This window comes from Cupriavidus necator N-1, from assembly GCF_000219215.1.
GTDB lineage: Bacteria > Pseudomonadota > Gammaproteobacteria > Burkholderiales > Burkholderiaceae > Cupriavidus > Cupriavidus necator.
Map to the genome: position 1 here is coordinate 49,485 of NC_015727.1, position 18,219 is coordinate 67,703.

The window sequence follows — 18,219 nt, forward strand, 5'->3', positions numbered from 1 at the left end:
CTCCCGCAGCAAACCAGAGCCAGGAACACGACATGATCATTGATTTCAGACTCCGCCCGCCGGTCGGTGGCTTCCTCGATACGCTGATGTATTCGGCAGGTGAGCGCCGTGACGGCTTTACCCGTACCGTTGGCTTCGAGCCGTCGCCAGCCGCCCAACAGCAGTCCATGGACCTGCTACTCAAGGAAATGGATGAGGCCGGCGTGGACAAGGGCGTTGTGGTAGGCCGTCTCGCCGGGACACTGGGCAGTGTGTCGAATGAGGATGTCGCGCGAATTGTGCGCGATCATCCGCAACGCTTCATTGGTGCCGCGTCAATCGATCCGACGAACCGGGTAGCCGCTTGCAAAACGATCTCCGATGCGGTCGCCAATGGGTTCAAGGCCATCAACATCGAGCCGGGTTCGTATCCGATTCCCATGTATGCCGATGACCGTCGTCTGTACCCGATTTACGCGCACTGCGAGGACCTGGGCGTGCCCGTGATCATGATGGTTGGAGGTACCGCTGGCCCAGATCTGAGCTATTCCGATCCCGTCAAAACTGACCGCGTCCTGACGGACTTTCCCAAGCTGAATGTTGTCGTCGTGCATGGGGGATGGCCCTGGGTGACGGAAATCCTGCATATCGCATTCCGTCGGCCGAACATGTATCTGTCGCCGGACATGTATTTCTCGCGCATGCCCGGCTGGGAGGAGTATGTGAAGGCAGCGGACACGTTCCTGGCCGACCGCATGCTCTATGCGAGCTCCTTTCCGTTCTGCCCGGTGCGAGACTACAAGCAATGGTTCGGGACCTTGCCGATTCGTCCCGAGAACATGGAGAAGGTGATGGGCGGGAACGCCCGTCGTTTGCTGGGGCTCTAGTCCGCATGCGCAACGTCCATGCGGCAAAATGACGGCGCAGCGCGCTAGCGGATTGAATCACACATCAATTTGTCAAACATGGACGTCAAAACGCTTTACACACTCGTAGCCATTGCCGATAGAGGCAGCTTCGCTGAGGCAGGCAACGCTATTGGACTGACGATCTCGGCCGTCAGTATGCAAATGCGTGCCCTCGAGGAAGAGCTGGGTATAACAATCTTCGACCGCAGTCGCCGACCCCCGGTGTTGACGGACGCCGGGCTTGCGTTCACGAATCGTGCGCGAGACCTTCTGACCCATTGGGAGAGCATGAGCGCAGCTCTCAAACGCGAAGCGGCCGGTGGTGTTCTGAAGCTCGGTTCGGTGCATACCTGCGTATCTGGCGTCTTGCCGCTTGCATTGAAGCGGCTGCAGCAACAGGGGCACCGAATTGACATCCACCTCACCACAGGCCTCACTCATGACCTGGAGCGGGCCGTATATCGACGGCAATTGGACGTGGCCGTGGTGACCGAACCGGAGGTCCCACGCCTGGATCTGCAATTCATGCCCTTCTTCAACGAGGAGTTCGTGGTGATTACACATACCACGACACGGGGGGACTCGGACAAGGGGATCTTGGAGACAACGCCCTACGTTCGATTCAATCGTACAGCTCGCGTCGGGCTTCTTGTCCAAGAGGAGATGGTGCGGCGCCAGATCGCAGTGCGGTCGACGATGGAGATCGATACGCTGGAAGGTGTCATCGCCATGGTGGCCAACGGTCTCGGTTCGTCAGTGGTGCCGGCACGGGGTGTCGAAAACGAGTTTCCGGCATCTATTCGTACCATCCCGTTTGGCTCGCCGCCCCTGACACGCCGCCTTGGCATCCTGGTTCCTCGCGATAATCCTCGTGCACATCTCTCGCACTTGCTGCTGGAAGCGCTGACTGATGTGACGAAACCGACTAGTGCGCCTGACGATGGCCACCCGAGACTGGTGCAGAAGAGCTAGTCATGGCGACGTTGCGATTCTCCCTTCGGCAATTGGAACTGTTCTCGACGGTGGCGCGAACGGGATCCACTTCTGCCGCAGGGGAAGAAGCAGCGCTGTCGCAGTCGGCAGTGAGCTCAGCCGTCAATGAGCTGGAGCAGATCCTTGGGGTCACACTATTCGACCGTGTCGCGAAGCGGCTTGTACTCAATGATGCGGGACGCGCGCTCCAGGAGCGGGCAACCCGGCTCATTTGGGATGCACGCGCAATCGAGCGGGAATTTTCTGGGGGGCACCCTCCCTGCCATCTAAAGGTCGCAGCGAGTACAACCATTGGCAATTACCTCATTCCAAAGATTCTGGCGAATTACCAGGCTAGTTATCCGGAGCGTCGGGTAGAGACTCAGATCGGCAATTCACACGAAGTTATCCGGTTGGTTTCGGAGGCGCGCGCCGATGTGGGAATTATTGAGGGCCCAAGTCCTGCGGCGGACCTGGTCAGCCATAAATGGCGCGATGATGAATTGATTATCGTTGCATCTGCTCACGACAGGCTCGCTGTGACACAAATAGAGTCTGGTCAAGCGGTTTCCTGTGAGCAGCTTCGAGAGGCAAACTGGCTTTTCCGGGAAGAAGGGTCGGGGACCCGTGATGCAGTGAGGAGTGCTTTGTACCCTTATCTTGGGCCGCTTATTCCCCAGACCGTATTGGGAAGTTCCGAGGCGATCAAGTACGCGGTCGAGCTTGGCCTGGGCATCAGTTGTTTGTCGCGAATTCTGGTGCAGTGCATGTTGGATAAGGGGACCTTAATTGAGTTGCGCACCGATTTTCCTCGGCCGATACGGCCGCTATCCATCGTGTCGCATCCGGCGCGCCCGCCTTCGGACGCTATGTCGGAGTTTCTGAGTCCGTATCGAACGGGATAACGAAAATTAAGCAATCACCATTATCTGATCTCATCTGAAAAGATGAGAGGGGAATTATTTTGTCATAAGAAATATAAGAACTTTAATTGCTAAGGATAAGTGCTATATCTCGTTTCCGCTCTAGGGAACTTGTCATTAGGATTAATAAAAAGAATATAAATCAATGCACACGATAGTCGTCGAATCATGATGACGCCACAAAGGAGACAGCGATGAACTCACATGACACAGGAAAGGCCATTGGCAATTGGCTTGCGCGAGGGCGACAGTGGTTGCGTCGCATACGCCAGAATCCCATCGTTAAGGAGCTGTGCCAGGACGCGGATGCCCCGTGGTACAGGACATCGACCGCTGTGGCTATGTTTGCGTTTGCCATTGCGCCTTTGGCGATGGTGCCTGCTCACGCGGAGGAGTGGCCGAACAAGCCGATCCGACTCGTTGTTCCGTTTGCGTCGGGTGGAGCCACGGATCTTCTTGCGCGTGCAGTTGCCGTCGAACTCGGCAAGCAGTGGAAGCAACCCGTTGTTGTGGATAACCGACCAGGTGCCGGCGGCGCGGTGGGCGCTGAAGCCGTTGCCAAATCGGCCCCTGACGGCTACACGCTCCTGCTGGCGTCGGGAAGCATGTTTACGGTCAATCCGTTTATCTATCAGAAACTCCCGTATTCGGCCGAGAGTTTCGAGATGATCAGCAAGATTGCCAGCGGGCCGATGGTGCTGACGGTGAATACAAAAGTCGCGGCGAAAACGATGGCTGAGTTCATCAGCTATGCCAAGGCCAATCCTGGCAAGCTGACTTTCGCGTCGGCCGGCAACGGGAGCCAGGTGCACATTGCTAACGAGGCCTTTGCCGAAGCCGCAGGAATCGATGTGGTGCACGTGCCGTACAAGGGCGAAGGGCCGGCCTATTCAGACCTGATGGCGGGGACGGTGGACATGACCGTGGGCAACATCAATGCCATTTCGCCGTTGCTCAAGGGTAACCGCCTTCGCGCGCTGGCCGTGACTGGCAAGGAGCGATCCCCGTTGCTGCCCGACGTACCGACCACCGCGGAGGCGGGTCTGCCAGGCTTCACCTTTTACGGGTGGTTCGCGCTGATGGCTCCGGCAGGTACGCCTAAAGAACTCACCGCGAGGATGTATGCCGATCTGGAAAAGGCTACCGCCGGGCCGAGTATGCAGCAGTATCTCGCTGCGCAAGGCATGACCAAGACATTGACGCCAAAGGGACAACTTCCCCAAGAAATCGCGCAGGAGTCGGGCCGATGGAAGCAATTGGTCACCAAGCGGAAGATCTCCGCCAACTAAACGAGCGAACGCGCCGCCCTCCGGCGCTCGCTTGAAGGGCGCGGTTCATAAGAAAAATCGCATGATCACGTGGCAGTGTCCAGTACTGCCACCGTCCTGGTGAGGAGACAGTCGGATGAACAGGATTCTCGGCAGATGTATCAAAGCGCTTGGCCTCGGTGCCTTCGCAATCGGCGCCACGATGGTTGGGGCCGCACCCGCAGCGGCACAAGCTTATCCCAGCCGCCCCGTCACAATCGTGGTGCCCTTCGCGGCGGGGGGCGATGCGGATCAGTCTGCGCGGAACCTCTCCGTCACCGCGTCGGCGCTGCTGGGCCAGCCCGTGGTTGTCATGAATCGCCCCGGTGCGAATGGCGCGATTGGTTCACAGGTAGCGAAGGATGCCAGCCCGGATGGATACACGCTGTTGCTGGCTCGTGTCGGCTCTCAGGTACTCCTGCCAGCTATCCAGGATTCCGGACTCGCCTACAAGTGGAATGATTTTACTTTTATCGGCCTGCTTGAGTTGAATCCGGTGGTATGCGTCGTTCATCCGGAGTCCAAATTCAAGACGCTTGCGGACTTGGCGGCAGAACTCCAGGCGCATCCGGGGAAGCTCAACTACAGTGCGTCAGGCCCAGCCACGGTACAGAACCTCGCTCCCCAGTTGCTGCTGCAAAGTCTTAACCTGAAGCCAAATGGAGCGGTGAACGTGAACTATAAGGGAGGAAATGAAGCGGCATTGGCAGTCATTTCCAAGGAGGTGGACTTCAGTTGCAACAACTTGAGTTCGATGGCAGGGCAGGTCGCGGGCGGCAAGCTGCGTGCCTTGGTCACGACGACGCCAGAAAGGCTGAAGCAGTTCCCAGACGTTCCAACTGCTAGGGAAGCTGGCTTTCCGAAGCTCGAAGCGGTGATCGGGTGGAGCGCGTTGTATGGTCCCCCCAAAATGCCTCCGGAGATTGTCAAGAAGTGGGCCGGCGTCCTGAAATCGGCATTCACCGACGCCCGATGGATCTCCGCAAATGCGACGTACGGCGGCATTCCCCGAGTTCTGACGCCTGAAGAGACGGCCAAGTACGTCTCGGAGAACTTCAGCGCGTATCAGTCTCTTGCGAAAAGCGCAGGGATCAAGATGCAGTAGGCTTCCGAAACGCATTCCAAACACGAGCAGGAAATCCATGGGGACGGAACACTACGCAGTGCTGGGGGCAACGGTCGCGGGAGCCTACACGGTATTTGGACTCACTGGTTTCGGCGCGGCGATGGTGGCAGTGCCGATCCTGGTGCAGTTCATTCCCTTGCAATTTGTGGTTCCCATGCTTCTGCTACTCGATCTCGTTACGACATCGATGGTCGGGATGCGCAACTGGAATTCGGTCTCTCGGCCGGAACTGCTTCGTCTGATTCCCTTCATGATGGTGGGTGTCGCACTCGGTACGACGGTGCTCGCCAAGGTCGAATCACGTTGGCTCCTGGTAGGCCTGGGTCTCTTCGTACTTGTGATGACAGGACGGGCCCTCCTAACCTCCTCGGCACGAGCAGAGGAGGTGGCAAGGGGGTGGTCGGTACCTGCCGGCGTGGTAGGGGGCGTATTCAGCGCACTGTTTGGGACTGGAGGACCCATCTACACGATGTATCTGTCTCGCCGGCTTCCGCAGATTGATGCCTTCCGCTCCACGATTGCCGCAGTCATCCTCTTCAGTGCTCTGGTGCGCCTGGCGGCTTTTGGGAGCAGCGGGCTGCTGCAACAAGTTGACTTGTTGCGCAGCGCCGCATTCGCAATGCCATTCAGCCTGATCGGGCTCGCGGTGGGATCACGATTGCGCAGGAAAATCTCGACGGACGCAGTGCGGCGCGCGTTATTAATCTTTCTCTGCGCCAGTGGCGTTTCTGTGCTTTGTCGTGGCCTGTTGATGCATTGAGGAAAGCCTCCATGACCAACCCCATAGAAGGGCTCGAATCCGCGTTGCGGGACATCGTCGGCGATCAGGGCCTGATTGTTCGCGCATCGGAGATGGAACCCTACCTGATCGACTGGAACGGGGCAGTGGCGGGCAATGCGCGTTGTGTTGTCCGGCCTCAGACCACCGAGGAGACCGCCAAGGTACTCTCCCTATGCGCGGCTCGGGGCGTGCCTGTGGTACCGCAGGGCGGTCTCACGGGCATGGCAGCAGGAGCTACGCCTTTGGCTTCAGGCGAGGAGGTCATAGTCAATCTCTCGCGAATGAATCGGATCATTGACGTGGATCCCGAGAATTTCACCATCGCTGTTGAAGCCGGCTGCATCCTCGAGAACGTGAAGATGGCTGCTGAGGCGGTGGACCGCTACTTTCCGTTAGCGTTGGGGGCACAGGGTAGCTGCGAGATTGGGGGAAATATCTCCACCAACGCTGGTGGGCTGAATGTGTTGCGCTACGGTAGCATGCGAAGCGCAGTGCTAGGCATTGAAGTCGTGCTGCCGGATGGCTCAGTCCTGGATCTCTTGCGTTCAGTACGCAAGGACAATACCGGGTACGACTTGAAGCAGCTTTTCATTGGCGCGGAAGGAACGCTTGGCATCATCACGAAAGCTGTCCTCCAACTGTACCCGCGGTGTGAAAATGTGGCGACTGCATGGATCGCCCTGGCAAGCCTCGATGACGCGGTGCGATTGCTATCGAGGATGAGGAGCGCAGTCGGGGAACGAGTGAGTGCCTTTGAACTGATCAGTCGCCCCATGCTTGACGTGGTACTTCGCCATTTCCGTGGCTCTCGCGATCCGCTCGCTGAGCGCGTTGAGTGGTACGTGCTGATGGAGTGGTCGGATACGTCGACCGCGTTCGACTTGCGTGCGGTGATGGAAGTTGAGCTTTCCAAGTGCATCGAAGACGGCCTTGTGGTTGATGTAGCGCTTGCTGATAGCCTAGCCCATGCCGAAGAGTTCTGGGCGCTCAGAGAAAATATCTCGGAGGCCCAGCGAGCAGAAGGAGCCGTGGTCAAACACGATATCTCCGCTCCAGTTTCCGCGGTTCCCAGGCTGATACATGAAGCAACGGGTGTGGTTCGCCGACTCGCACCGATGGCTACAGTCATTGCGTTCGGGCATGTTGGTGACGGAAACGTGCACTACAACGTTGTGCAGCCAACCGGTTGCGACCTCACGGAATTCAAGACGATGATGCGCGACGTCAGTGACGAGATCTACAGGTTGGTTGCAGAGTTAGGCGGGTCCATTTCCGCCGAGCACGGCTTGGGTCAACTGAAGGCAAAAGCGGCATTTGATCTCAAGTCGCAGGCGGAACGGGCCCTTATGGTCACCATCAAAGCCGGCCTGGACCCGCAGGGGATCATGAATCGAGGGAAGCTCATTCCTATGGACCAGTTGATTAGCGGATAGGGCGCGGTTTTGTGTCGCGGCGTGGCCGCGGGACGATCTTCGGGGGGGGTAGCATGTCGTTCCGGATCCAGGGAACTGGAGATGCGGCCGTGGAGAAATTGGTAGACTCAGCAGACTTAAAATCTGCCGCCATCTGGCTTACGGGTTCGAGTCCCGTCGACCGCACCACCGATTCGCCAGGCTAGCCGGATGGTTCATCTGCCAAACAAGATGCCCAGGACACAAAAGCCACAGACCCCCACACTCCGTCAACTTGAGCTCTTTCTTGAGCTCGTGTCATCTGATGGCATTGCAGGCGCTGGCGCGAAACTTGGCATGACGGCTTCGGCCACCAGCCATACCCTGCGAGCACTGGAAGACGGCCTCGGGACCACGTTGGTAGAGCGGAATCAGCATGGGATCTCGTTGACATACGCAGGCGAGCAGGTGCTTCCGCATGTCCGAGACGTATTTGCGTCGCTGCAGCTTGTTCGGGCTACTGCGAAAGCAGACGCTGAACTGAAGACTGGGTATGTTCGCGTGGGTTCGTTTGGCGCGAGTGCAACACTCCACGCCTTGCCTTCGCTGCTATCGACATTTAGAGAGCGGTATCCAGGCGTCCAGGTCGTCGTGACCGAGAAGCCCGACGCGGAGACCAGCCGAGATCTGATTGAGCGTCGAATCGAGCTCGCGGTGGTCACCCTTCCCAAGCCAGACTTCGACACCATTACGCTTGCGATAGACGAACTGGTTGCAATCGTGCCGGTGGAGCATCCCTTGGCCGGGAAAGAGGTGATTGATCTCCCAGATCTGATTTGTCACCCATTCCTTATGACGCGCGCCGGCTCGCAACCGCTCATTGCCCGCCTGTTCGCCAGGCATGACGTGCGGCCAACTGTAGCGCACGAGCTACTTCAACTGATGTCCATCCTCGAATACGTGTCCCGAGGCGAGGGTGTCTCCATTCTGGCTCGTCTGGCCCTGCCTACTGCTTATCCGGGTGTCAAGTACGTGCCACTTCGTCCGACCACCAGGCGCAGTATTGGTATCGCCTGCCTGAGCGAGAACCGCCTTTCGCCCGCTGCACGCGCGCTTTGGCAAGCCGCTAGAAAACTCACTGTGGCTACGGCACTCGGGGGAAGCTGATTGCGACGTTGGGGAGGCTGAACTCGGATTTCCAAGGGAATACCCTGCCCTTGCAGAGCAATTCAATTGAGGTTGATGGGTGTAGATTTTTAGAATCATCGCATGCTAAGAAAGGAGACGTAGCATGCGATCGGCAAGCACCGACCTCGGGGCACTCCAGCCCCTCCTTGTACCCAGCGTTACCTGCAATGCCTACGGCACCCCGGCCGGCGGGAAGGCGACGCAATGACAGTCAGCATCCCGAATATGGCGCTGGCCGGCGTAAAGATCCTCGATCTGTCACGCATCCTCGCGGGCCCTAGTTCCACCCAACTTCTCGGCGATCTCGGTGCCGACGTCGTGAAAGTGGAGCGGCCAGACGCCGGCGACGACACCAGAAAGTGGGGGCCTCCGTATGTCGCTGATAAGGATGGCGAACTGACAAACGAGAGTGCCTACTACCTCAGCGCAAACCGCAACAAGCGGTCAATTGCCATCGACCTTGCCTCGGAAGACGGTCGTGATCTCATCTTCGAGTTGCTCGACCACGCTGATGTCCTTGTAGAGAACTACAAGGTTGGCGGGCTTGCCCAATACGGGCTCTCGTACGAGCAGATCAAGGATCGCTATCCCCGACTCATCTACTGCTCCATTACCGGATTCGGGCAAACCGGACCTTACGCGGAGCGTCCAGGCTATGACTTCCTGATCCAGGGGATGGGCGGCATCATGAGCCTCACCGGTGAACCTGAAGGCCAGCCGATGAAGGTTGGGGTTGGCATTGCGGACGTGATGACGGGCATGTACGCGGCAGTCGGGGTCCTTGCAGCCTTGCATCACCGGGATCGTCTGGGTGTGGGCCAACACATCGACATCTCGTTGCTGGACGCACAGATCGCATGGCTGGTGAATGGTGCCACAAACTACCTGGCCGACGGCAAATTGCCGACTCGGCTTGGGAACGGGCACCCGAACATCGTTCCGTACCAGGTATTTGGTACTGCGGACGCGCCGATGATCCTCGCTGTGGGTAACGACAGTCAGTTTGTTCGCTTCTGCAAGGTCGCCGATCTCCTGCATCTCACCACGGATCTGAAGTTCAGTACTAACCCTGCGCGCGTCGCGCATCGACAGGAGGTGTGCGAACTCATTGAGGGGGCGCTGCGCAAAAGGAAGCGCATCGAATGGCTTTCCGAATTGGAGGGTGTGGGGGTGCCGTGCGGGCCCGTCAACAACCTCGAGGACGTATTCAGTGATCCGCACGTAAAAGCGCGCGGCGCGCGGATTGAGGTGCCGTGCGATTGGGCCAGGGACGGACACGTCCGTCTGCTAGCGAATCCGCTTAAGTTCTCGAAGACGCCTGCGAGCTACCGGCGCCCACCGCCGCGGCTTGATGAGCACCGGGAAGACGTTCTCAAAGACTGGTTGTCGTCTAACAAATAAGTAAGAGGAAGAGTTATGTACAGCTTGACTAACGCGCAGAAGGATCTCCAACTGAAGGCCCGCGATTTGGCGCAATGCGCGTTTGCGCCAACGGCGGCCAACACGGACGTGACTGAAGCCTATCCGTGGGCCAACGTTGACCGCCTGCTGACCGAGGGCTTTATGGGAATGACCATTCCCAAGGAGTATGGTGGACAGGGCCGCAGCTACCACGACACCGTCATTGTCATCGAGGAAATGGCAAAGGCATGCGCCACGATGGGCCGCATCACTGTCGAAGCAAACATGGGTGCTATCGGCGCGATCATGAACTACGGCACCGAGGAGCAGAAGAAGATCGCCGCTGCCGCAGTACTTAGTGGCGACAAACCTGCGATCTGTATCTCCGAACCCAACGCCGGTAGCGCTGCCAGCGAAATGACGACCCGTGCCGACCGCAAGGGTGATCGCTACATCCTCAACGGGGAGAAGTACTGGATCACCGGCGGCGGTGTCTCGCGTCTTCACCTCATCTTCGCCCGAGTGTTCGACGACGGTGTCGATCAGGGCATTTGCGCGTTCATCTGTGTGCGGGAGGGCAACTCGCCCGAGAACCTCGTGGTTGGTCGCCGCCTTTACGCAATGGGTGTCCGGGGAATTCCCGAAACTCATCTGGAATTCCGTGACCTGCAAGTGCACAAATCCATGTTGGTGGTGCCGCCTGGCGGCCTGAAGCGGGGCTTTGCGTCGCTCATGAACGCATATAACGCGCAGCGTGTCGGCGCCGGAACGGTCGCACTTGGCATTGCGCAAGGAGCGTTTGAGGAAGCGGTGACTTACGCGAAAGAGCGCCAGCAGTTTGGTCGCCCAATTGCTGAATTCCAAGGACTTCAATGGATGATCAGCGATATGTCCATCCAGCTTGAGGCTGCTCGCCTTCTGCTGCATGCCGCTGCGTGCAGCGGAGAGTCCTTCCCCGATATCGCGATGGCTGCGCGCGCAAAGATCTTCGCAGCGGAAACAGCGAACAAAGTCACGAACGACTCGTTGCAGATCTATGGTTCATCGGGTTATGGGCGGCACAACCCGATGGAGCGCCATGTTCGCGACGCGCGGATGTTCACAATCGCGGGGGGCACGGCGCAAATTCTTCGCACGCAAGTTGCCGGCAGCATCTTGGATATGAAGCTGCCGCAGACGCGCGGCGGTTTCCTGCCCAAGTAAGCCGCGCACCGATTACGACTGACAATAATAGATGGGGAGACAACGATGAAACGCAGAGCATTCATTCAAACGATGTCAGTAATCGGTGCCGGTATGGCGGCGCGGGCGACGGGGGCGTATGCAGCCGCAGATGCGGCTGCATTTCCCACCGCCCCTGTACGTCTCGTCGCGCCGTTTCCTCCTGGAGGCACGGTCGACATTCTGGCCCGCGTTGTTTCTGCTCAACTCACTCGTGAGTTGGGGCAGAGCGTGGTTGTAGAGAACCGAGCCGGCGCAGGAGGGACCATTGGTGCTGACGCCGTGGCGAGATCCAAGCCGGACGGCTATACGATCCTGTTCGGCGCCGCGCACCACGCCATTGCGCAGACAGTCTATCCGTCGCTTCCGTATGACATCCGGAAGATGACTCCGATCAGCTTCCTCGGTCGCGTCGATCATGTGCTGCTTGTCACGAACAAGCTTCCTGTCAAGAACGTCAGCGAACTCGTCGCTTACCTTAAGGCCCATCCGGACACCGTAGCGTATGGGACGCCAGGTAGTGGCACGCTTCATCATCTGATGGCGGAGCAGTTCAAGGCAGTGACGGGTACTCGGATGATGCATGTTCCGTACAAGGGATCGAGCCCTGCGATGGTGGACTTGATCTCGGATACGATTCAAGTCTATTTCGAGACGATGCCGTCTGCGCTTCAGTATGTTCGCAATGGAAGTGTGCGTGCTTTGGCGGTGACCTCCAAACAGCGCTCTCGAAGCTTGCCCAACTTGCCGACGATTGCGGAATCGGGTGTTCCGAACTACGACGCAGCCAGTTGGTATGGCCTCTTTTCGGCGGCAGGCACCCCGGCTCCTATCGTGGCCAAAGTTAATGCGGCGACCGCAAGGGCATTCGAAGATTCGGCCTTCGTCACCCAGTGGCGTAACCAGGGTGCAGAGCCGGGCGGTGGCAAACCTGGCGTGCTTCAGAAACTCCTGATCAGCGAAGTGGACCGCTGGAGTAGTGTGGCCAAGGAGGCCAACATCCGCATCGAATAGGCGCGACTCTGAGCGTTCGGCGTCGATGCTCAGCGTGGAACGATGGTGGGAGGTGGGCTACAAAGAGATCTTTGTAGCCCATTTTTCATATTACTTGGACGGCCACGAGAGTCGCGAGTACGACCGGCATGGCACCAGCGGCGATTACGGTCTGTGCTGCCGTGATGCCAGCCATTAATGGAGCGTCGCCGCCCAATTGTCTGGCCATGATGTAGGAGGACGACGCCGTTGGAAGTGCCTGGAATAGCAGGGCGACGGTGAGAGCGGGATCGCTGAGGTGGAGAATGCGCGCGGCGGCGAGGGTCAACACAGGCATGACCAGGAATTTGACCACTGAAGCGACCGCCACCGGTTCTGCCCATTGCTTGGTTCCCTCGAAGTTCAACGCGGCACCCACGCAGAGCAGGCCGAGGGGCATAGAAGCGGCTCCAATGGCGCCGATGGCCGGTTCTATGATGCGTGGGAATGTCACACCAAACATCTGCATCGAAATGCCAACCAAGCATGCGACAACGAGCGGATTGGTGGCGATCTGGCGCAGCAATGCGGTTCCCTTGCACTGGCTGCTACCGTACCGGGCAAATACTAGTACGCACAGCAGATTCACCGTTGGGACGATGGCCGCGTTACATACAGCGGCCAAAGCGACGCCCTTGGCTCCGAACAGTCCTGCAGCCAGCGTTACGCCTACGTAGTTGTTGAAGCGCACCGCACCTTGAAATACCGATGTAAAGGATGCGCCATCCACGCGAACCAGTGGGCGTACCAAGACGAGAATGATAGCAACGACGACAGTCGAGAAAATCAGGACGCCCGCCAGAGGTAGTACTGGAATCGACTGCAGATGCGCTTCCGCCAAGCCATGTGCAAAGAGGGCTGGCAGGAGGACGTAGTAGCAGAGGCGTTCGGCCTGCGGCCAAAAGGTGGGTGCAAGGAACTCACTTCGCCGAAGCAGTTGGCCCAGGGCCACCAGTGCGGCCACTGGCGTCAGCGCAAAAATAACGGACCAGGTCATGGCCGCCTCGCTGCTGTTGCGGCGTGCTCAAACATCTGGGCGATCAAGAGGTGGGGAAGAAGTATGCATTCCATCGTCGTGAACCTAGCTCAGTCGTGAGTCCTAGTTAAGCACGCGATGCACCAGCAAATATTGTTATTTATTGTGGATCTGATGAGAAATACTCAAGGTTGCGGAGCGGATCGAATCGGCCAGTACGTCTGCGAATTGCCCAGTTGGCCGAGACTGATGTTCGAGCATCACGACCGAGCGGTGGATCTGCGGCAGGCCGAATGGGAACTTGGCGACAGCCGGAAGTTGAGCCAACGTCGCGTCGGGAAGCGCCACGATGGCTGCGCCGAGCCCGCGGGCGACCATTCTGACGATGGTCTCCTGGCTGTCCAGGACCATTTCTTCCCGGACACGTACGCCGAGTCGGCGTAGCTCGTTCGCAATCTGCCGTCCGGCCCATGCCTGCGCGTCAAAGCGGATAAACGGAAGATTGGCCAGGATTTCACTGGTCTTCTTCTCCTTCGCTTGCGGGGGAGCCAGTACCCAGAACCTGTCCTCGTATAGCATGTGCCAAACCAGGTCAGGAGGGTGTGCGCCAACTGGGTGAGTCGTGATGGCCGCGTCCAGATCACCAGACGCTACACGTTGGGCGAGCTCGGCAGACATGCCGGCCGTGACGTGGACGCGCAGTAGTGGATGGGCTGCGCGCAAGGAGAGCAGGGCCTCTGGAAGTGGGGCGGACAGCGCGGTATGAATGGCTCCGACCCGCAGACGCCCTACAAGGGCCTTCTCGTCGCGCAGCGCGCCTGGAATGCCGTCGTACAGCGACAAGACCTGCTCTGCCTGCGCGAGAAGCACTCGACCTGCTTCAGTAAGAACAGGCTTTCGCCGGCTTCGGTCGAACAGCTTGACGGCGAACTCTTCCTCCAGCGCTTTTACCTGCAGGCTGACCGCGGATTGCGTCAAGCCGATCGCATCCCCAGCACGGGCGAACGTCCCGTGTTGAACGATTGCCACTAGCGTTCTTAGGGGTCTCAATGACATCAGGGAGTCTTTTTAACCTGGAGTTTTTTTGCTTGTTGCCAAAGTGCCTGAGCTGCTGGAGACAATCGCTGTTCATTCAGGCATGCGAGCCCGATCCGCCTGGATGCTCGCGGCGTCAGGCTTCGATAGACCACACCATCATACTTTGATGGAGCTGCCAGCGACGCGATGATCGAAACACCTTGCCCACGAGACACAAACTCCAGAATGGATAAGAGCTGCGAAAGCTCATGGGTGACGCGTGGCTTGATCTCGGACCGCTCAAACAATCTGGTAATGAGGTCTTGGGAACCGGCGTGCGTCAGCACAAGCGGATACTTTGCCAAGTCTTGAAGGGAAACCGATTCATTCTTCGCCAAGGGATGGTTCTCTGGCAGGACGGCAATGAACTCATCGACGGCGAGTGGGTGGGTATCGAACTGGGCCTTTGGGAGCGTCACAACGCCGATCTCAATGCGCTTCTCATGCAGATCCTGCTCGATCTCTGCATCGGGCTTTTCGGTGACGTACACGTCGATCCCGGGGTATCGCGCGTTGAACTTCTCCAGCAAGGGCGGCAGTAGCTTCAGCGACGAGCTTGGCCCGAACGAGCCGATCCGCACTTTGCCGGTCTTAAGCCCGGCGCTGGCGGCCGCAGTAGTCTGGACCAAATGTAGAGAGCTGAATACATCACGTACGTGGGGTAGGATTAATTCGCCGGTGTGAGTGAGGGAAAGGTGTGTCCCGCTTCTGTCGACGATTGGCGTCCCAAGGATGGTCTCAAGTGCTCGCAGCGCGTGACTCGTGGCCGAAGGCGTCATCCCCAGGCGCGCGCCTGCCGTGGCGATTCCTTCCGAGGAAGCTAGCGAGAGGAACAACTCGAGCTGCCGCAGGGTTGGTGGGTTGCTTGTGAAGTCCGACATTGAATTTACTTTCAATTGTAGGTGATTCACTTGAATTCTAGACTGCGTTCCATCCGGTCCGCTAGACCAATTTTCAAAGTAACCACCCCACGGAGACAACCGTAATCATGTTCGCGAAGATGATGGAGTCACTGAGGCCATCTCCGATCCAGGAAATGGCGGAACTCAGCCGCCGCGCCACCGCCGCAGGGAACGATATCGTCGACATGACGCTTGGCGAGCCCGACTTTCCCACGCCGTCGCACATCGGCGAAGCTGCAGTCCGGGCCATTGCAGAAGGGCAGACCCGATATACACCCATCAACGGGTCGGTACGTCTGCGCGAAGCCATCGTCGAGAAGTTCTGGCGAGACAACGGTATTCGGACCTCCATGGCCGATATCAGTGTCGGCTGCGGTGGCAAGCAAGTCATCTACCAGGCCTTCTTGGCAACGCTGAATCCCGGGGATGAGGTCCTGATTCCCGCGCCGTACTGGGCATCATACGGCGACATTGTCACGATGAATGGCGGGGTGCTCAAACCGATCGGTACGACCCCGGAGCAGGGCTATGTCATGCAACCGGAGTCGCTGCAAGCAGCCATCACGTCCAAAACCAAATGGCTGGTGCTGAACTCGCCTAGCAATCCGAGCGGTACGGCTTACACGCGCACGCAAATCGAGTCCTTCTGTGAAGTCATTCGACGAAGCGCAAACCAGGAGTTCCTGATCCTGGCGGATGACATCTACGAACACATCCTGTTCGATGGCAGGACCTTCTGCACCCTTGCCAACATTGCCGCCGATCTGGCTGGGCGGATTCTCACGGTCAACGGCGTATCGAAGGCTTATTCCATGACGGGGTGGCGCGTCGGGTTCGCATGTGGCCCCAAGGCGCTGATCGATGCCATGACGAAGATCCAGATGCAGGTGAACTCGCATACTTCGTCAATCTCGCAGGCGGCTGCAGTGGCCGCATTGACGGGCCCACAAGACGAAGTGGTGCGCCGGTGCGCAGCTTTCCAGGCACGGAGAGACTTGCTGTTGGCGCGATTCTCGGAGATTGAAGGGCTGCGTACTCCTACCCCCGAAGGCGCCTTCTATGTTTTCCCCGATATCCGGACGTTCATCGGGAAGCGCAAGGCAGACGGTGAGGTTATCGCCAACGACGTCGACTTCGCGACCTATCTCCTTGGCGCAGGTGTTGCCGTGGTTCCGGGATCGGGATTCGGCATGCCGGGCTTCATGCGTCTCTCTTATGCGACTTCGGATGAAAAGCTGGAGCAAGCAGCTTGCCGAATCAAGGCCGCGGTGGAGCGTCTGAGCTAGGTCAACACTCGCTTCGACGAAAAACTTATTCAAACTTCCTAGCTTAGACAAATTATGACTACCGTTTCCGAACTGATTGGCGAGCGTCTCTATGCGGTAGGGTGCCGTCGCTCCTTTGGTATTCCCGGCGGCGAAGTGTTGGCTGTTATGCGAGGCCTGGATGACGCCGGCGTCAACTTCACGCTGGTGAAGCACGAAAACTCGGGTGGCTTTATGGCGGAAGGGGTGCATCACCGCGACGGTGCGCCTGGTGTCCTGGTGGCAACGCTGGGTCCGGGCGTGGCAAACGCAATCAACGTTGTGGCCAATGCCTGGCAAGACCGCGTGCCCATGATTTTCTTGACGGGCTGCGTCGACGAAAGCGAAGCCGCCACCTACACGCACCAGGTATTCGACCATGCGCAATTGATGCGTCCGATCACGAAGGCGTCGTTGCGAATGACGGCAGATGCAGCCGAGGTGACCATTGACAAGGCGATTGCCATTGCGATGGACGATCCCCCGGGCCCAGTCCACATTGACGTACCGATCAGCGTAGCCCTGCAGACGGTGAAGCCCGCTGCCGGTGCCAAGCGATCGCAACCGGCTCCTGTGGTTCCCGCCAACTCGCCGGCCTTCGAAGAGGCCAGAAGGTGGCTAGCGGAAGCCAAGCGGCCGATCATGATCGCTGGCGTGGAAGCCCTTCACCATGGCGCCGAACATGAGATCCAGGCGTTCGTGGAAGAGCTCGGCATTCCGCTGATTACCACCTACAAGGCCAAGGGCATTGTGGATGAGCGCCACGAGATGGTCATCGGTGGCGCAGGGCTGTCGCCTATGGCTGACAAGATTCTCCTTCCTCTGATCGAAGCGGCGGATCTGGTGCTCCTGACTGGCTACGATCCGATTGAAATGCGTGTCAACTGGCGTAACGTGTGGAGTGATGAGCAACGCGTTGTCGAGTTCGCCGCGACCCGCAATACTCACTATGTTCACCAGGCGTCCCATTCGTTCGTCGGCAGCATCAAGGAGGGCCTGCGCAAATTCCGTGGTGACACGTCGCGTGCATCCACATGGACCCCCGGTGAAGTCGCGGAGATCACTGCTAAGCTGGCTGCGATCTATCGCACAGACGAAGAATGGGGGCCGTCCGCAATCGTTGATGTTGCAAGGCGGCTCTTGCCGGATAACACCGTTGCATCTGTAGATAGCGGCGCGCACCGCATCCTTCTCAGCCAAACGTGGAAATGCTACGAGCCGCGCGGGCTGATGCAGTCTTCCGGACTTTGCACGATGGGCTGCTCGCTGCCGCTCGGCATCGGCGCAAAGCTTGCCGAGCCGTCTCGGGCGGTCGCTGTCTTCACCGGCGACGCCTGCCTCGAGATGACGCTCGGTGAGTTCGCCACGGCGCGTGATGCGAAGACGCCAGTGATCGTGTTTGTCTTCGCCGACGAGTCGCTGTCGCTCATCGAGATCAAGCAGCGCGCAAACGGTCAACCGAACCTCGGTGTGGACTTTGACGCGACCGATTTTGCAGCCGTCGGTCGCGCACTCGGTGGCCAGGGTTTCGATGTGCGGTCGCGGGACGAGCTGGCGCGCGCAATCCAGGAAAGCCTCGACGCAGATTGCTTCAGCGTCATCTCGTGTCACATCCCGCGGATGGCATACGACGGTCGGATCTGACGCAGTAACGCTCGATAGCTGATATCACCATTGATGGGGAGCATTGCGCCCCATTGCGACATGGGCCGAGGGACCTGCCCACGGCTC

16 protein-coding genes and 1 tRNA gene are annotated in these 18,219 nt (G+C 58.6%); 14 read left to right on the top strand and 3 right to left on the bottom strand.

What is annotated here, in order from left to right; translation table 11 throughout:
• The first annotated feature begins 32 nt into the window (after nucleotides 1-32).
• From CNE_RS30425 to CNE_RS30480, 12 genes are all read left to right on the top strand, one after another.
• Nucleotides 33-866 (top strand): amidohydrolase family protein, encoded by an 834-nt coding sequence (locus CNE_RS30425; RefSeq protein WP_013958543.1) that lies wholly within the window; start codon nucleotides 33-35, stop codon nucleotides 864-866.
• Between the two features lie 78 nt (nucleotides 867-944).
• Nucleotides 945-1,859: a LysR family transcriptional regulator gene (locus CNE_RS30430; RefSeq protein ID WP_013958544.1), complete on the top strand. Its 915-nt coding sequence runs from the start codon at nucleotides 945-947 to the stop codon at nucleotides 1,857-1,859.
• A 2-nt stretch (nucleotides 1,860-1,861) separates the two neighbouring features.
• Nucleotides 1,862-2,764, top strand: a complete 903-nt coding sequence (locus CNE_RS30435) for a LysR family transcriptional regulator (protein WP_041228957.1) — start codon at nucleotides 1,862-1,864, stop codon at nucleotides 2,762-2,764.
• A gap of 212 nt (nucleotides 2,765-2,976) precedes the next feature.
• Complete coding sequence (locus CNE_RS30440) at nucleotides 2,977-4,071, top strand: tripartite tricarboxylate transporter substrate binding protein (RefSeq protein ID WP_013958545.1); 1,095 nt, start codon at nucleotides 2,977-2,979, stop codon at nucleotides 4,069-4,071.
• 115 nt (nucleotides 4,072-4,186) lie between these two features.
• Nucleotides 4,187-5,194 carry a Bug family tripartite tricarboxylate transporter substrate binding protein gene (locus tag CNE_RS30445; protein WP_013958546.1) on the top strand — a complete coding sequence of 336 codons (1,008 nt, stop codon included), beginning with the start codon at nucleotides 4,187-4,189 and terminating at the stop codon, nucleotides 5,192-5,194.
• A gap of 37 nt (nucleotides 5,195-5,231) precedes the next feature.
• Nucleotides 5,232-5,975 (top strand): sulfite exporter TauE/SafE family protein, encoded by a 744-nt coding sequence (locus CNE_RS30450; protein WP_013958547.1) that lies wholly within the window; start codon nucleotides 5,232-5,234, stop codon nucleotides 5,973-5,975.
• Nucleotides 5,976-5,986: 11 nt separating this feature from the next.
• On the top strand, nucleotides 5,987-7,429 hold the full coding sequence (locus CNE_RS30455; protein ID WP_013958548.1) for an FAD-binding oxidoreductase: 1,443 nt from the start codon (nucleotides 5,987-5,989) through the stop codon (nucleotides 7,427-7,429).
• Between the two features lie 83 nt (nucleotides 7,430-7,512).
• A tRNA-Leu gene (locus CNE_RS30460) sits at nucleotides 7,513-7,597 on the top strand.
• 21 nt (nucleotides 7,598-7,618) lie between these two features.
• The gene (locus tag CNE_RS30465; RefSeq protein ID WP_238553185.1) at nucleotides 7,619-8,554 is read left to right on the top strand and encodes a LysR family transcriptional regulator; all 936 of its coding nucleotides are present in this window, start codon (nucleotides 7,619-7,621) and stop codon (nucleotides 8,552-8,554) included.
• A gap of 225 nt (nucleotides 8,555-8,779) precedes the next feature.
• Nucleotides 8,780-9,976: a CaiB/BaiF CoA transferase family protein gene (locus tag CNE_RS30470; RefSeq protein WP_013958550.1), complete on the top strand. Its 1,197-nt coding sequence runs from the start codon at nucleotides 8,780-8,782 to the stop codon at nucleotides 9,974-9,976.
• Between the two features lie 15 nt (nucleotides 9,977-9,991).
• Nucleotides 9,992-11,179, top strand: coding sequence for a 3-sulfinopropanoyl-CoA desulfinase (gene acdA / locus CNE_RS30475; RefSeq protein ID WP_013958551.1), 1,188 nt, complete (start codon nucleotides 9,992-9,994; stop codon nucleotides 11,177-11,179).
• Nucleotides 11,180-11,224: 45 nt separating this feature from the next.
• Nucleotides 11,225-12,211, top strand: coding sequence for a tripartite tricarboxylate transporter substrate binding protein (locus tag CNE_RS30480; RefSeq protein ID WP_013958552.1), 987 nt, complete (start codon nucleotides 11,225-11,227; stop codon nucleotides 12,209-12,211).
• A gap of 85 nt (nucleotides 12,212-12,296) precedes the next feature.
• Here CNE_RS30480 and CNE_RS30485 read toward each other — a convergent pair whose 3' ends face one another.
• The 3 genes from CNE_RS30485 to CNE_RS30495 form a co-directional block, all read right to left on the bottom strand.
• On the bottom strand, nucleotides 12,297-13,226 hold the full coding sequence (locus CNE_RS30485) for an AEC family transporter (protein WP_013958553.1): 930 nt from the start codon (nucleotides 13,224-13,226) through the stop codon (nucleotides 12,297-12,299).
• A gap of 135 nt (nucleotides 13,227-13,361) precedes the next feature.
• Nucleotides 13,362-14,261, bottom strand: a complete 900-nt coding sequence (locus CNE_RS30490) for a LysR family transcriptional regulator (protein WP_013958554.1) — start codon at nucleotides 14,259-14,261, stop codon at nucleotides 13,362-13,364.
• Nucleotides 14,261-15,163: a LysR family transcriptional regulator gene (locus CNE_RS30495; RefSeq protein WP_013958555.1), complete on the bottom strand. Its 903-nt coding sequence runs from the start codon at nucleotides 15,161-15,163 to the stop codon at nucleotides 14,261-14,263. Before CNE_RS30495 ends, CNE_RS30490 begins: the two co-directional genes overlap by 1 nt.
• 107 nt (nucleotides 15,164-15,270) lie before the next feature.
• Here CNE_RS30495 and CNE_RS30500 point away from each other — a divergent pair, with 107 nt between their 5' ends.
• Nucleotides 15,271-16,470, top strand: coding sequence for a pyridoxal phosphate-dependent aminotransferase (locus tag CNE_RS30500; RefSeq protein ID WP_013958556.1), 1,200 nt, complete (start codon nucleotides 15,271-15,273; stop codon nucleotides 16,468-16,470).
• 54 nt (nucleotides 16,471-16,524) lie between these two features.
• Nucleotides 16,525-18,132, top strand: a complete 1,608-nt coding sequence (locus CNE_RS30505) for a thiamine pyrophosphate-binding protein (RefSeq protein ID WP_013958557.1) — start codon at nucleotides 16,525-16,527, stop codon at nucleotides 18,130-18,132.
• The last annotated feature ends 87 nt before the right edge of the window (nucleotides 18,133-18,219 follow it).